The 15,873-nt window shown below is 41.8% G+C and carries 15 protein-coding genes; 11 read left to right on the forward strand and 4 right to left on the reverse strand.

What is annotated here, in order from left to right:
• Positions 1-28: 28 nt before the first annotated feature.
• The 11 genes from EJ103_RS01910 to EJ103_RS01960 all read left to right on the forward strand — a co-directional run bounded on the left by EJ103_RS01910 (position 29) and on the right by EJ103_RS01960 (position 10,176).
• On the forward strand, positions 29-1,210 hold the full coding sequence (locus EJ103_RS01910; protein WP_126005719.1) for a response regulator: 1,182 nt from the start codon (positions 29-31) through the stop codon (positions 1,208-1,210).
• Positions 1,211-1,260: 50 nt separating this feature from the next.
• On the forward strand, positions 1,261-2,016 hold the full coding sequence (locus tag EJ103_RS01915; RefSeq protein WP_126005721.1) for a class I SAM-dependent methyltransferase: 756 nt from the start codon (positions 1,261-1,263) through the stop codon (positions 2,014-2,016).
• A gap of 99 nt (positions 2,017-2,115) precedes the next feature.
• On the forward strand, positions 2,116-2,844 hold the full coding sequence (gene trmJ, locus EJ103_RS01920) for a tRNA (cytosine(32)/uridine(32)-2'-O)-methyltransferase TrmJ (protein ID WP_054982876.1): 729 nt from the start codon (positions 2,116-2,118) through the stop codon (positions 2,842-2,844).
• Positions 2,845-3,064: 220 nt separating this feature from the next.
• The gene (gene iscR / locus EJ103_RS01925; RefSeq protein ID WP_004585770.1) at positions 3,065-3,556 is read left to right on the forward strand and encodes a Fe-S cluster assembly transcriptional regulator IscR; all 492 of its coding nucleotides are present in this window, start codon (positions 3,065-3,067) and stop codon (positions 3,554-3,556) included.
• Positions 3,557-3,581: 25 nt separating this feature from the next.
• Complete coding sequence (locus EJ103_RS01930; protein WP_004585771.1) at positions 3,582-4,799, forward strand: IscS subfamily cysteine desulfurase; 1,218 nt, start codon at positions 3,582-3,584, stop codon at positions 4,797-4,799.
• Between the two features lie 42 nt (positions 4,800-4,841).
• Positions 4,842-5,225, forward strand: coding sequence for a Fe-S cluster assembly scaffold IscU (gene iscU, locus EJ103_RS01935; RefSeq protein ID WP_004585772.1), 384 nt, complete (start codon positions 4,842-4,844; stop codon positions 5,223-5,225).
• 9 nt (positions 5,226-5,234) lie between these two features.
• Complete coding sequence (gene iscA / locus EJ103_RS01940; RefSeq protein WP_004585773.1) at positions 5,235-5,558, forward strand: iron-sulfur cluster assembly protein IscA; 324 nt, start codon at positions 5,235-5,237, stop codon at positions 5,556-5,558.
• Positions 5,559-5,654: 96 nt separating this feature from the next.
• On the forward strand, positions 5,655-6,182 hold the full coding sequence (gene hscB, locus EJ103_RS01945) for a co-chaperone HscB (protein ID WP_004585774.1): 528 nt from the start codon (positions 5,655-5,657) through the stop codon (positions 6,180-6,182).
• 41 nt (positions 6,183-6,223) lie between these two features.
• Complete coding sequence (hscA, locus tag EJ103_RS01950) at positions 6,224-8,086, forward strand: Fe-S protein assembly chaperone HscA (protein WP_126005723.1); 1,863 nt, start codon at positions 6,224-6,226, stop codon at positions 8,084-8,086.
• Positions 8,087-8,096: 10 nt separating this feature from the next.
• A complete protein-coding gene (gene fdx, locus EJ103_RS01955; protein ID WP_004585776.1) occupies positions 8,097-8,435 on the forward strand; it encodes an ISC system 2Fe-2S type ferredoxin in 339 nt (112 codons plus the stop codon).
• Between the two features lie 313 nt (positions 8,436-8,748).
• Positions 8,749-10,176, forward strand: coding sequence for an NAD-dependent succinate-semialdehyde dehydrogenase (locus tag EJ103_RS01960; RefSeq protein WP_126005725.1), 1,428 nt, complete (start codon positions 8,749-8,751; stop codon positions 10,174-10,176).
• A gap of 447 nt (positions 10,177-10,623) precedes the next feature.
• Here the strand turns inward: EJ103_RS01960 and EJ103_RS01965 are convergent, their stop codons facing one another.
• The 4 genes from EJ103_RS01965 to EJ103_RS01980 form a co-directional block, all read right to left on the reverse strand.
• The gene (locus EJ103_RS01965; RefSeq protein ID WP_126005727.1) at positions 10,624-12,285 is read right to left on the reverse strand and encodes an HD family phosphohydrolase; all 1,662 of its coding nucleotides are present in this window, start codon (positions 12,283-12,285) and stop codon (positions 10,624-10,626) included.
• Positions 12,257-14,404, reverse strand: coding sequence for an adenylate/guanylate cyclase domain-containing protein (locus tag EJ103_RS01970; protein WP_241232289.1), 2,148 nt, complete (start codon positions 14,402-14,404; stop codon positions 12,257-12,259). Before EJ103_RS01970 ends, EJ103_RS01965 begins: the two co-directional genes overlap by 29 nt.
• An 80-nt stretch (positions 14,405-14,484) precedes the next feature.
• Positions 14,485-15,333: an MBL fold metallo-hydrolase gene (locus EJ103_RS01975; protein ID WP_126005731.1), complete on the reverse strand. Its 849-nt coding sequence runs from the start codon at positions 15,331-15,333 to the stop codon at positions 14,485-14,487.
• 3 nt (positions 15,334-15,336) lie between these two features.
• Positions 15,337-15,873 carry a hypothetical protein gene (locus EJ103_RS01980; RefSeq protein WP_126005733.1) on the reverse strand — a complete coding sequence of 179 codons (537 nt, stop codon included), beginning with the start codon at positions 15,871-15,873 and terminating at the stop codon, positions 15,337-15,339.

The raw sequence follows: 15,873 nt of genomic DNA on the forward strand, positions 1-15,873 counted from the left end.
GTGTATACGCAGCAAAATGGACTAGGGCATGGCAAAGTTGGTACTAACGATTGATGACGATTTGTATGTTCATCGAATTATTGAAGAGGCTTTAGCGGGCTTTTGTAAGCTTATTCACGCCAAAGATGGCGAACAAGGACTTAAGCTAGCCAAAAAGCACACGCCCGACATAATTTTACTTGATATAGAAATGCCCGGTAAGTCCGGCTACCAAGTATGCCAAGCATTAAAAGAAGATGAGTCAACACACGATATACCCGTTATGTTTTTGTCCTCTAAGGTGGAGCTTAACGATAGAGTAAAAGGCTACAGCGTAGGCGCATCTGACTACATAATAAAACCCTTCAACACCGAAGAGCTAATGGCACGCATTAAAGTGCTTTATGAGTACCGGCAGCAGTGTGAAAAGCTAAAATTTGATGTAGCTAAAGCGCAAGATACCGCCGCAATGGCCTTGGCGGAGTCGGGAGATATGGGGCGTATTGTTAGGTTTGTGGGGCAAAGCTATCACTGTCATAACTTTCAGTCGTTAAGCGAGCACTTACTTGCCTTTTTTAGCCCGTTTAATTTAGACGTGGTTATTGTGTTTTGGTATCAGGGGGGGAGCTATTTTTATAGTTTAGAAAGTGGTGTATGCCCGCTCGAGCAGGAGCTTTTAGAGCAGCACCGTAATGCCAGTCGATTTGTGGATATTGGTAACAGCACCATTATTAACTACCCCAAAATATCTTTATTAATTAAGAATATGCCGGCTGATAATCGTGCTTTATACGGCCGTTATAAAGACTTATTCCCGCACATACTCGAAGTGACAAACGAAAAGGTCGTTGCTATGGAAAGAAACGAAAATAGCTTTGAACAAGCCACCCAAATTAGCACTGCTTTGCAAGATATAGTAAAGCAGCTTACTAGCCAAAATGTTGTACAAAACGACTACACAAGGCAGTTTATAGAGCAGCTTCATGAACTTAACTGTGCAATTAAGCAAACACAAGCACACGCCAATCCTGCCGATTTAACTTTATACATGTCGCAATTAGACGAAACTATGCAACTGCTAGTAACCGCAAATAGTGATTTAGCGTTTATAAAGTACCAGCTTAAACAAGTGACCGAGAGCCGCAACGAATTATTGTGCAGCTTACGCTCTAAAGTAGATGAGGCCAGCTCACATAGTCTTGCGCATCAAAGCGATATAGAGCTATTTTAGTGCTTTAACGCTTGTTATACTGCAGCTGAAATTTTTCGTCGGAGTGTGTAGTGGTTATTCAGTGTGCTTTTAAAGAGTGTCGCCCATATTTAAATGAGCTAGAAACGCGTTTTAACTTAGCCCAATGGGCGCAAAGTAGTAGCGGTTTTACTCTGCATTACGACGATAAAGGCCTTAGCCTTTTAAAAAGCGATGAGCCTAAACTTGGCGCAATAAACGTAGATTTTGTAACAGGTGCTGTTGCTCATAGGCGTAAGTTTGGCGGCGGCAAAGGCCAATCAATCGCAAAAGCGGTAGGGTTAAATAAAGGCGCAACCCCTGTTGTACTTGATGCCACTGCCGGGCTTGGCCGAGATGGCTTTTTGCTAGCGTCACTTGGCTGTAAGGTTATACTGCATGAGCGCCACCCTGTGGTAGCGGCTTTATTATTTGATGGCTTAAAACGCGCTTACGAAGATGCAGAGATTGGCTCGTGGATGCAGCAAAATATGAGCTTAGTGTTTGGCTCAAGCCACACGTTGTTAGAGCAGTGCGAGAGCATGCCTGATGTAGTGTATTTAGATCCTATGTTTCCACACCGAGAAAAATCAGCGTTAGTTAAAAAAGAAATGCGCGTATTTCAGGCATTGGTAGGCGCAGATACCGACGCCGATGACTTACTTGAATTTGCCTATCCACTTGCCAGTAAGCGTGTGGTAGTTAAACGCCCCGATTACGCCCCATTTTTAAACAACCAAACCCCCAGCATGCAAATTAAAACAAAAAAGAATCGTTTTGATGTGTATGTTAAAGCGGCCATGGTTTAACGGTATTTAGCGTGTTGATCGGTTTTAAGGATCTAGGATCTTAGCGCGCTTTTATGTTAGAATTCGCACAATTTTTTGGCATAGTAAAGTAGCACAGCAATGATCTTAGATGATATTCGCATCGTTTTAGTTAATACCTCACACTCTGGCAACATTGGTTCGGCGGCTCGCGCCATGAAAACCATGGGTTTATCAAAACTGTATTTAGTGGACCCTGCTTGTGAAGTAGACAGCCATGCAAGCGCCTTAGCAGCCGGTGCAACTGATGTTTTAGGCAATGCGGTTATTGTTGACACTGTGGCTGATGCCATTGCCGATTGTGCATTAACTATTGGTACGAGTGCTCGTTCACGCACGCTGTCTTGGCCTATGGTTGAGCCACGTGAGTGCGGTGAAAAGCTAGTTGCTGAGGCTGTAAACGGCCCTGTAGCGCTTGTATTTGGCCGTGAAAACAGCGGATTAACTAACGAAGAACTACAGCTGTGTAATTACCATGTATGTATTCCTGCAAATCCACAGTACAGCTCGCTTAATTTAGCTATGGCGGTGCAAACGCTAAGCTACGAAACGCGTATGGCGTTTTTAAATCAGCAGCCAAAGGCTGAGCAAGCAGACGATGAGACTGCTTACCCAAGCTCAAAACAAACAGAGTTATTTTACGAGCATTTAGAAGAGACGCTCGATAACACCGGTTTTATTATTAAGCAGCATCCAGGTTTAGTAATGACCAAGCTACGCCGTTTGTTTAACCGTGCACGCCCAGAAGAGGCAGAGCTGAACATACTGCGTGGCATTCTTACCTCAATTAATAAATCTATTCCTAAGTAAGGTATAGCGATTGGTTATAAAAACCTGCGGGTAAATAACGAGCTAATACTTGACTAAAACACTCAAGTAATTACAATACACCTAATACTTGACCAAAAAGGTCAGGTATTAAAAATTTGTTAATAGAACAGTGTTCTTTAATCAAATTTTTATCAAGTGATAATACTTGACTATTTTACTCTGGTAATTAAAATTTGCACTCTTTTGTGCGGGGGGCGTTATGAAGTTAACATCAAAAGGCAGATATGCCGTAACAGCTATGCTGGATGTTGCACTACATGCGAGTGTAGGTCCTGTTGCCCTTGCTGATATTTCACAAAGACAAGAAATTTCTTTGTCTTACCTTGAGCAATTATTTGCCCGTTTACGTAAAAATGGCTTAGTGAGCTCGGTTCGTGGTCCTGGCGGCGGTTATTTGCTAGGCAGAGAAGCCGCGGTTATCTCTGTTGGCGATGTAATTAGCGCCGTAGACGAATCGGTAGATGCAACACGTTGCCAAGGTGCCGATACTGGGTGTCAAAGCGGTATGCGTTGTTTAACTCATAACCTATGGTCTGATTTAAGCGCACGTATCGAAGAGTTTTTAAATAATATTACCTTAGCTGAATTGGTGGAAAAATCAGATGTGAAAGAAATCGCATCTCGCCAAGATAACAGCATCAATAATGCAATTAAGCAGTTGGAAAACATTCAAGTAAGCTGTCAACTATAAAAGTTGACCTGCAGCGGAGAGAGAAATGAAGTTACCGATTTATTTAGATTACGCAGCGACCACGCCTGTTGACGAGCGTGTTGCAAAAGAAATGATGCAATGCCTGACAATGGACGGTAATTTTGGTAATCCTGCGTCACGTTCGCACCGTTTTGGTTGGCAAGCTGAAGAAGTAGTTGACCAAGCGCGTACAGACATTGCCGATTTAATTAATGCCGACCCGCGTGAAATTGTTTTCACATCGGGCGCAACAGAATCAAATAACCTTGCAATTAAAGGTGCAGCGCAGTTTTACAAAAAGAAAGGTAAGCACGTTATTACCGCTAAAACTGAGCACAAAGCAGTAATCGATACGTGTCGTGAACTTGAGCGCCAAGGCTTTGAAGTAACCTACATGGACGTTGAAGAAAACGGCCTGTTAGATCTTAAAAAGCTTGAAGAAACTATGCGTGACGACACTATTCTTGTCAGCATTATGCACGTTAATAACGAGCTAGGTGTAATTCAAGATATCAATACTATTGGCGAAATGTGTCGCGAACGTAAAATTATGTTCCACGTAGATGCAGCACAAAGCGCAGGTAAAGTATTAATCGACGTACAACAGCTTAAAGTTGATTTTATGTCGTTCTCAGGCCACAAAGTATATGGCCCTAAAGGTGTTGGCGCACTTTACGTTCGTCGTAAACCACGTGCTCGCCTAGAAGCGCAAATGCACGGTGGCGGCCATGAACGTGGTATGCGTTCAGGTACACTTGCAACTCATCAGCTAGTAGGTATGGGTGCAGCATTTAGAATTGCTAAGCAAGATTTTGAAAAAGATCACGCACACATCAGCGCATTACGTAAACGCCTAATTGACGGCATTATGGCTGATATGGACGAAGTATACTTTAACGGCGCACAAGACCAATCAGTACCAGGTATTGTAAACATCAGCTTCAACTTTGTTGAAGGTGAGTCGTTACTTATGGCAGTAAAAGACATAGCGGTATCATCAGGGTCTGCGTGTACATCAGCAAGCTTAGAGCCTTCATATGTACTACGCGCACTTGGCCGTAACGACGAACTAGCACACAGCTCAATTCGTTTTAGTATTGGCCGTTTTACTACCGAAGAAGAAATTGATTACACCGTTGAATTAATGAAAAACTCTATCGGTCGCCTACGCGAGATGTCTCCTTTATGGGAAATGCATCAAGAAGGTGTTGATTTAGATTCAGTTGAATGGGCTCACCACTAATACGAGTGAGCACCTACCGTAGCAGGTAATGAGGATAGAATTATGGCTTATAGTGATAAAGTAATCGACCACGTAGAAAACCCACGTAACGTTGGTGTTTTAGACAAAAATGATCCGTCAGTGGCAACGGGTATGGTTGGCGCACCAGCATGTGGTGACGTAATGAAATTGCAAATTAAAGTATCGTCTGAAGGCGTTATTGAAGATGCAAAATTTAAAACATACGGTTGCGGCAGTGCAATTGCTTCATCATCACTTGTAACAGAGTGGGTGAAAGGCAAAACACTAGACGAAGCATCAACTATTAAAAACACTGATATCAGTGCAGAGCTTGAATTACCACCAGTGAAAATTCACTGTTCAATTTTAGCTGAAGATGCAATTCAAGCAGCAATTGCTGATTACAAAAGCAAACAAGCGAAGTAAGAGAAATTCATGGCAGTGACATTGACAGATGCGGCAGCAAACCGCGTACAATCATTTTTAGCAAACCGCGGTAAAGGTTTAGGCCTGCGCGTTGGCATTAAAACGACGGGCTGTTCAGGTCTTGCTTATGTACTCGAGTTTGTTGATGAGCTTAACGAAGACGATGAAACCTTTAAAGCTAAAGGTGTTACCTTAATTGTTGACGCTAAAAGCTTGGTTTACATTGACGGCACTGAGCTTGACTACACCAAAGAAGGCTTAAATGAAGGGTTTAAATTTAATAACCCTAACCAAGCCGACGAGTGTGGTTGTGGCGAAAGCTTTACTGTTTAAGCTCAGCTACCTTTGTAGTATTTTTAAGCCCTGCCAGTAATTGTAGGGCTTTGTTATTTGTGAAATTTGTATTTCTAAATTTTATTGGTTGAAGCTATGCGTTACTTTGAGTTATTTGCAATACCAGTTGATTACAACATTGACTTGGCAACAATAAATAAGCATTACCTAGAGCTGCAGCGCGCAGTGCATCCCGATCGCCACGCTAATGCGAGCAGCCGTGATAAGTTAATGGCCGTACAAAGTACCGCTGAAATTAACGATGCGCTACAAACGCTAAAACACCCAGTAAAACGAGCTGAATATATGCTCAGCGAACTAGGTGTTGATATTCGAGCTGAGCAACAAACACTGCAAGATCCAATGTTCTTAATGCAGCAAATGGAACTGCGTGAAGAGCTTGAAGAGCTCGCTTCAGCAAGTAATCCTGAGGCCGCTATCGCCAATTTTGAATCACAAATAAAGCAATTAAAAATCCAATACAGTAATGAACTTGCCGAGCAACTTGCAAGTAACGACGAGGCGCAATATCAACAAGCTGCTGACAACATTCGCAAATTAAAGTTTGTATATAAATTAGAAGACGAACTTGAGCGCATTGAAGACAGTTTATTTGACGATTAATTACTTGCTGTAAAGCGAGCAACACGAGTTTAAAGAGCATTATGGCATTATTGCAAATTGCTGAGCCGGGGCAGAGCGCGGCACCACATGAACACAAATTAGCAATAGGTATTGACCTAGGTACCACTAATTCATTGGTTGCAACGGTACAAAGTGGCGAAGCCCGCACATTAACAGATGACCTTGGTGCAGCGATGTTGCCATCGGTTGTGCGTTACCAAGCTGGCGGCATCACGGTAGGTACCGATGCTGCACAAGCTGCAACACAAGACCCAGCCAATACCCTTATTTCGGTTAAGCGTTTTTTAGGTAAAACCCAAGCCGAAATAGAGCAAAGCTACGGCCAATTACCGTACCAGTTTTGTGAAGATAACGGCTCGCTTGCCATTCAAACCGATGCTGGAAAAATCAGCCCTGTTAAAGCCTCTAGCCATATTTTAGCGGCACTTAAAGCGCGAGCAGAGCAAAGCTTTGGTAATCAAGAGATTTTAGGTGCAGTAATTACTGTGCCTGCGTACTTTGATGACGCACAGCGCCAAAGCACTAAAGATGCAGCCGAGCTTGCTGGCATTAACGTATTACGTTTATTAAACGAGCCAACCGCTGCGGCAGTCGCTTACGGGTTAGACTCGGGCCAAGAAGGTATCATTGCTGTTTACGATTTAGGCGGCGGCACCTTTGATATTTCAATACTTCGCTTACACCAAGGTGTGTTTGAAGTAATGGCAACTGGCGGTGATTCAAGCTTAGGTGGCGATGATTTCGATTCGCTATTAGTCGATTACTTTAAGCAGCAAACAGGTGTGTCATCATTATCACCCTCAGTTTTACGTTTATTCATCAATAAAGCAAAAGCGTGTAAAGAAGCGCTAAGCCAGTACGCAAAAGTAAATGTAGTGCTTGAATTTGACGAGCAAAAACACACCGTAGAAGTGACACGCGAAACCTTTGACGAGCTGGCTATGCCACTTGTTAAAAAAACACTTCGTTCGTGTCGTCGTGCAGTAAAAGATGCCGGCATCGAAAACGAAGAAGTGCTGCAAGTTGTAATGGTAGGTGGTTCAACTCGCATGCCACTGGTTCGCAGCCAGGTTGAAGGTTTTTTTGAAAAAGAGCCGCTAACATCAATCGACCCAGATCGTGTTGTTGCACTAGGTGCTGCATTACAAGCTGATGTATTAGTAGGTAATAAGCCCGATTCTGACATGCTATTACTTGATGTATTGCCACTGTCACTTGGCCTTGAAACGATGGGTGGGTTAGTTGAAAAAATAATTCCGCGTAATACCACTATTCCTGTTGCTCGTGCACAAGAATTTACTACCTTTAAAGACGGCCAAACGGCAATGTCTTTACATGTGCTACAAGGTGAACGCGAACTAGTTGACGATTGCCGCTCGCTGGCTAAATTTAGCTTAAAAGGCATACCGGCTATGGCAGCAGGTGCTGCACATATTCGTGTTACCTTTAAAGTGGATGCCGATGGCTTGTTAAGTGTATCAGCAATGGAAAAATCAACGGGTGTGCAAGCTGAAATCCAAGTTAAACCATCGTTTGGCTTATCTGATGACCAAGTAGCTAACATGCTTAAAGAGTCAATGAGTAACGCTAAAGATGACATGCAAGCACGTATGCTTAAAGAGCAACAAGTAGAAGCACTACGTGTTATAGAAGCACTAGAGGCGTCACTTGCTAGCGACGGTGACTTGCTCGACGATATTCAACTTGCTAATTTAAAAGCTGAAATAAGCGAGCTTGCTAAAGTGCGCGAAACCGCACAGCAACCAGGTGATATTAAAGCCGCAATTGAAAAAGTAGATAACGCTAGCAGCGATTTTGCCTCGCGCAGAATGGATGCATCAATTAAAAAGGCCCTTACAGGGCAGTCAGTAGACAACGTTTAAAGAGGTTAGAATGCCACAAATTATTTTTCTTCCCCATCCGGAATTATGTCCTGACGGTGCAGCACTTGAAGCGCCTGCGGGCGAAACAGTCCTTGATGTGGCCCTTAAAAACGGCATTAGCATTCCACACGCATGTGAAAAATCGTGTGCATGTACTACATGCCATTTAGTGATCCGCGAAGGCTTTGACTCACTAGACGAAAGCGATGAGCTAGAAGACGACATGCTAGATAAAGCATGGGGCTTAGAGTCAGAATCTCGCTTAGGATGCCAAGCAGTTATTAGAGATGAAGACTTAGTGGTTGAAATACCTAAGTACAATCTCAATATCGTTAATGAAGAGCACTAGTTTTTAATTAACGAGAATTTTTTAAAAGCCGCTGTTTTTTACAGCGGCTTTTTTGTTTAAGAGATTGTATAAGCACGTAGCAGCGACTTTATGTCGCGTTTTTAAATGAATGATCACGTAATCATAATCGCGGGGTAAACCCGCTGCTACATCTTACACCGTAGCAGCGACTTTATGTCGCGTTTTTAAAATAGGCCTAGATCTAAAGTGATCACGTTTTACAGGTCGAATTACAGTCAAGGAATTATCGCTTTTGGCTAAACCCGCTGCTACGCGTTTTACCTAACCCATAAAACTATTTCGGAGGTCTATTTTGAGTAATCTAATTTTTTGTGACTCGTTTATTAATGGTGAATTTTATAAAACCAATAAACGTTTTAGCGTTGACGACCCCGCGACCGAAAAAAGTATTGTTGAAGTAAGTGATATAGACGAGCAAGGCGTTAATAGCGCAATAAAGGCAGCGCAAGGTGCGTTTGTTAAGTTAAAATCAACCAATGCCACTGAGCGAAGTAATACGCTAATGCGCTGGTATGAGCTGATAATAAAACACAAGCAAACGCTTGCTGAGCTAATGACAAAAGAGCAAGGTAAACCGCTTAAAGAGTCGTTAGGTGAAATAGACTATGGCGCTGGGTTTATAAAATGGTTTGCAGAAGAAGCTAAACGCAGTTACGGCGATGTGATCCCACCAACCGACGATACACATAGATTAACGAGCTTTAAACAACCTGTAGGCGTTGTGGCTGGCATTACTCCTTGGAACTTTCCGGTTGCTATGGTGACACGTAAAGTGGCGCCAGCATACGCTGCAGGCTGTAGCTTTGTGCTAAAACCTTCTGAATATACACCTTTATGTGCTTTGGCGTTGGCATACCTTGCCGATCAAGCCGGGTTTGTAAAAGGAGCTTTTAACGTACTGATTTCGCAAGACGCAAAAACAGTCGGACAAATACTTACAGACTCAGAAGTGGTGCGCAAATTTACTTTTACAGGTTCAACAGGCGTAGGCAAGCAGTTACTTTCTCAGTGTGCGGGTACGATTAAACGTACCTCCATGGAACTTGGCGGAAACGCCCCCTTTATTATTTTTGATAACGCCGATATAGACGAAGCAATCGAAGGCCTTATGGCGGCTAAGTTTAGAAACAGTGGCCAAGCATGTGTAGCCGCAAACCGCATTTTTATTCAGCGCAGTATTTTAGATGAAGTGCTGAGTAAAATTACGCCTAAAGTAGCCGCATTAAAAGTAGCCAATGGGTTTGAAGAGGACGTAGACATTGGCCCCCTTATTTACCCAAAAGCGAAAGAAAAAGTGCAGCAGCTTGTGCAAGATGCACTTGATAAAGGCGCAGATCTAATAGGGGATAACGGCGACTTAGGCGGCAGCTTTCAAAACCCGCTTATTGTTACTAACGTAACGACCGAAATGGATATATACCACGAAGAAGTATTTGGCCCGGTATTAACGGTTATTCCTTTTGATGAGGAAAGCGAAGTACTAGCCCTTGCTAACGATGTTCCATATGGCTTAGCGGCTTATTTTTATAGTCAAAATATCAAGCAGATCTATCGTATTAGCGAAGGGCTCGAGTTTGGCATGGTTGGTGTTAACGAAGGGGTTATATCTAACCCTGTGGCACCGTTTGGTGGAGTTAAGCAATCAGGCTTAGGCCGAGAAGGCGGCCATCAAGGGCTTGATGAATACCTTGAAGAAAAATACGTGTGTATCAAAGTTTAAAAACGATGACAACTTAAGCTATGGCAAATTTGGTTTATCCAGCACGGCTTAGGTTATTAATACCAATTTGCTTAATTAAGTGATCAATTTGGGGATGGCAAAACGTGTTGATAGCTAGGCAAAAAATTCGCTATTTAGTTGTTCTTGGCAATTGCGCCTGCATTGCTCTACCTTGTGCATCCATGCAGTCGTAAATGAGCATTTTTTAACGCCGGTAGCGGCACGTTTAGCCCCATAAAATGATTAAATATTATTGCGGAATTGGTACAGGTTTATAACTACAGGTTACCTTTTTATTGCTAGATATAGGCCTAAGTGCTACATTTACGGCATAATTTTTGTTTAAAAATAATCAAAAATAAAAAGAATTTCTACTTGTAGAAATAACCCGTGTGTAAATGCCACCGCAAGGTGGCATTTTTTATAGCTTGAGTAAGTTTAGCTGGCTTATTTTATAGGTGAATAGCCCGGTAGGGTGGTTAAATCAACAAAGTCTAATTGCTCTGCAATTGCGTACTCATTTATGTAGTGCTTATACACTTCACTCTCTACAAATACCGCGAATATATCGGCGTCTAAATGGTTGTTCTCTACCATTTTTCCTAAAATAGCTAAACACTCACTCACAGGCTTTGCTTTTTTATAAGGCCTATCTACTGCTGATAAGGCTTCAAAAATGTCTGCAATGGCCATTAGCCTTGCCGGAATCGACATTTGCTCTTTAGTTAATCCTTGCGGGTAGCCTGTACCATCTAGTTTTTCGTGGTGGCCCAATGCATATTCAGACACATTACTTAAATGTTTAGGGAATGGCAGTGTGTCTAAAATATTTTTAGTCACATCCATATGGCGCTTCATAACGTCGCGCTCGCCGAGCGTTAGTGTGCCCCTGCGTATTTGTAAATTCTCTACTTCATCTGCGTTTAGTAACGGGGTATCTTTGCCGTTTATAGTTAAATGATAGTGAGATGCAATGCGGTCAATATTCGCAACATCTTCATCTGATAAAAATTCGCCACCCACATTAACTCTTTGCAAAAACGCGCGGTCTAAAGAAAGTTGTTTTAATTCGGTATCGAGTAAGCGCTCAAATTGTAAAACCTCAATTGGCCTATTGAGCTTCATTGCAGAGATAATTTGTTTTTGATAGCTTATTTCTAAATCACGTTTAATAACTTCAAATTTAGCTTCAATGTGTTCAATACGATCAAAAATAGTCTCTAACTTGGTCGACTTTTCCATGATGTGATCGGGGGTCGCTATTTTGCCGCAATCATGAAGCCAGCCTGCTATATCTAGCTCATGGCGGTCTGCATCACTCATTAAAAAGTTAGCCAAGGGACCACGGTCAATTTTATGCACAGCATCAGCAAGCATTAAAGTAAGCGCAGGAACTCGCTTACAGTGTCCGCCTGTATGAGGGGACTTTTCGTCGATGGCCATAGCAATGGTTTCTACAAATTTAGAAAATAGCTCTTCCATTCCCTTAATAAGGGTAGAGTTTGTCAGTGATATAGCGCCTAACGATGCAAATGATCGTATCAATGTGACAAGTTCGTCACTATAAGTGATTATATTGTCGTGTTGATCTTTTACGTTGATCAGTTGGATCACACCAATAATATCATCGGTATGATCTTTTAGCGGAATCGTTAACATAGATTGAGTACGATACCCCGTACGCGCATCCATATTACGCGCAGCGCTCATATCAAAGGGCAGGGCCGCGTAGACATCCGGAATATTAATAATCTCACCAGAGTTAACCGCATGAGCGACAATAGCTGTTTCGTTTTCTTTTCCATCTATAAACAAATCTATATTAGGAAAGTCAACGGGCTTCCCTGAAGCTCCCCCTAAATAGAGGTCTAAAGATTTATTAATAACCGTTTCAAACTTTAGCTGCTTGTCATCTGTAATAGAGTAAATAGTCCCCGCGTCAGAGTTAGAAATAGACATAACAACTTGTAGAATTTCTTCAAGAAGTTTACTCGCATCCTTTTCTGTTGTTAGCCTAATACTAATATCAATAAAGTGATGAAGATTTGTTCTATCTTTAATGTACTCAGACATATTATTACTACTTTGTTTTGTGGATAAAGGCGCCATTCCAATCCTGTGCTAAAGTTTGCAAATCGGTATTTTTAATTCGGTTAATAAAAATGTGGTAAACGTGATCACTCAATAAGGCAGTTTCACTTAGCTCTTCAAATAACGATAGAGCGAGTTGCCAATTTTTATTATTGTAATGCTGCATAGCAGTGAACGACTTTTTAATTTCAAATAGCTGGCTTTCGCTTATATCAGCTATAAAGTTGACAGGCTCATATAGCTCAGTTGCATTTACTTTACCCACTACCTGTACTTTATCAATTAAGCGAAATGCAATATGTGGACAAGCAAGCATTGTCTCTTCTGTAACCAGAATAGCTACCCCGTAAAATTTGGTCAAGCTTTCTACTCTTGAGCCTAAATTAACTGCATCTCCAAGTACTGTATAGGCTTTTCTGTACACCGAGCCCATATCGCCAACATTCATTTCGCCAGTGCTTATACCCACACCAATGCTAATGGGAGGAAGCTGCTGCTTGGCAAATGCTTTATTAAGGCTTGTAAGGCCTGCTACCATTGCCATTGCTGCTTCAACACCGTGTTTTGCGTGGTCGCTATCTTCAAGTGGGGCATTCCAAAAGGCCATAATCATATCGCCTACGTATTTGTCTATTGTGCCGCTGTGATCAAAAATAACTTTTGTAGTCGCCGATAAGTACTGATTTAAATAATCACTTAATTGATTTGCGCTCATTCCTTCCGACAGCGCAGTAAAACTTCTTATATCAGCAAATAATACGGTCATATTTCGTTTTATACTTTGCTGAGTAAGCTGTTTACGTTGGCGAATTAACTGCTCAATATGGTCAGGCGGTACATACTGATTAAACATCGATTTAATTTTTCGGCTGTGCTTCATTTCTGCTATAGAGCCAATAAAAACAAAGTAGGCTGCTAATAGGGAAATAAGTAACAGCGGCATAAATAGCGGCAGACTAATTTTTTGTACTGACCATAAATAAAAATTAAGCAATATAACTAGCCCAGCCATACTCACTGAAAGTGTGACAATAAAGCGGGCGCTTTTACGAAAACTTAAAAACGATAAGCAACAGCCCACAAAGGTAATTATTAATAATGTTGTCCCTAAAGCCCATGTGGGTTGAGAAGGTAAAATTTCTGGATGGAGTAGCCCTTCAAAAATATTGGCATGCACTTCTACCCCTGGGTATTGTAAACCCACTGGTGTTGCTCTTAAATCAGCTAAACCAATTGCGGATGTACCAATAAATGCTACGCTGCCTTCTAATTGCTGCTCGGTAACTTTTTTGGTTAATACATCTGTGGCAGAGTAATACTGAAAACTTTTAGCACGGCCTTTGTACGGGATATAAATTTGGCCGTACTCATCTGTTTGAATCCAATGCTCATGAAATTTAACCCCTTCAAAAAAAGTCAGGTCGCCTTGGGCACTCGCGCGTGTTTCAACACTGTCCGCTAAGGTATATAAACGTGCTGCCTCAAGTGCCAAAGAAGGATAGAGCTTATCACCGACTCTATTAACCAGTGCCGCTTTACGAATAAATCCGTCGTTTTCGCTGTGAGCATTTATAAATCCGTTGCCCGTGGCACTATTTTGCAGCATAGGTATATTAACAGTAGCGCCTAAAAACTGGGTTACTTGGGAGTTACTTTGCTCGCTCTTTGGCCATAGTACGCTTGTTTCTGGCAACGGGTTACGCTGTTTGTAGGTATCGTTGTTTAATAAAAAACCCAATACGGTATCGTTACTATTGAGTGCTTTAGCAAAGGTGGTATCAGCATCTACCTGATGTTTAATATCATTTAACGCTACTTTGTATGCACTTAATAAATCAGGGGCTCTAGATTGAATTTGGTTAACAGGGTTTGTTTCCGGTTCAGAAAAAAATATATCAAATGCAATAACTACAACACCGGCCTCTGTGAGTTTATTTACCAGGTCTGCCATTTTTGCCCGGCTCCACGGGAAACGCCCTTGCTCTTGCATCGTTTTTTCATCTATGTCGATAATAACAACGGTTTCGTCGAGCTGACGGGGAGTATCGGGTAAAGTTAGCAATAGCCTAGAGTCGTAAATAATACCTTCGACCCTATTGAGCAGCTTGGCTAATGCGCCACTAGAGAATAATTCCACAGCAGCTATAAGCAGCGTAATGGTTAAGCCTACAAATAGGTGGCGGTAAATTTTAGGAATATAAACGCGAGAAATAACTATTAATCCTTACTTGGCGTAAACTCAAAAGTTCGGCCTTCTCTGGCACATTCAATATTAATATGCTCGCCATAATTTGCCTGTAAATGTGTTTCTATTGCGAGTAGCTCGTCATCGGTTCTTGCTGGGTCGTGGCTTATAATCGCTAAATTTTTAATACACGCTTGCATTGCTAATTCAGCTACTTGCTTAAATGTACTATGCCCCCAACCGTGCTTAAGCGTGAGCTCTTCGGTAGTAAATTGTGCATCATGAATTAATAAGTCAGCATCTTTAATAAAATCAGCCCACTGGGTAACTGTGGTTTTAACAACACCGGGTGGGGCCAATTCGTTATCTGTTATATAAGCAATTTTTTTGCCTTCAGCATGTACACAATACGCTGTACCACCGCCTGGGTGATTTAACGGCGCGGTAAATACGTTAAAACTATTTAGAGTAAAGTTTTTTTGAGTAGCAAGCTGAGTGTTTAATGTAATGTTTGCAGGTAAGTGTTGGTAGCTAACCGGAAAAAAAGAGCCAGACATTTGCATTAAAATCGCATTTTTAGTTTGCTCGTCTTCAACATCACCTACAACAATGGTTATATCACGATCGGCTTGGTAAATAGGCTTAAAAAAAGGAAAGCCTTGAATATGATCCCAATGATTATGCGTTAATAAAATTGCAATGGGGGTCGTGTGCTCTATGAGCTTTTCACCTAACTGTGCAATGCCCGTACCTGAGTCGAGTATCAGGCCTTTGCCATTTGTTTGCTCAACATACACACATGAGGTGTTACCACCAAATTGGTGCGTATGTTCACCCGGAGATGGCATTGAGCCTCTTACGCCATAAAATTTAACTTTCATAATTTAGGGCTTAACTCCATCAGGGTAAAAGTTAAACTTAGATAAACTGACATTATTAGAGGCATTATCAAAGCATGTACTGCTAAGTACCACTTGGGTATCTGTTTGTAAAAGCATTGATGTAAACTGATGTGTGCCATCGCATTGATTAGCCTGATAATAACCAAGCGTATTTTCTCCAAATAAGGTGTCGATAGTGCCATTAGCTAATATGCGGGCAATCATCCCTTTAGAATCACTCATGCCTGATAAAATTATATTACCTGTAGTATCAATCGCCGCATCGGTAACTTTAGTATCAGAACTTGATGCTAATTGATATTGCCCAACACCACTAGTGGCAAAGCTTGTATCTTCGCTACCATCTGGTTGTAACTTGATAATCACCGCTTGGTTTGGCGTAGTGCCTTCATTAGCAACTAAATAGAGATTTGCCGCACTATCGGCGAGTATTTTTGCTGCTCTATCACTAATATCTGTCGAAGAGCGGCTATCTGTATAGCTAAATAGCGCGTTAGCATCATCGTCTATTTTCAACAT

This window comes from Pseudoalteromonas sp. Xi13, from assembly GCF_003952205.1.
Classification (GTDB): domain Bacteria; phylum Pseudomonadota; class Gammaproteobacteria; order Enterobacterales; family Alteromonadaceae; genus Pseudoalteromonas; species Pseudoalteromonas atlantica.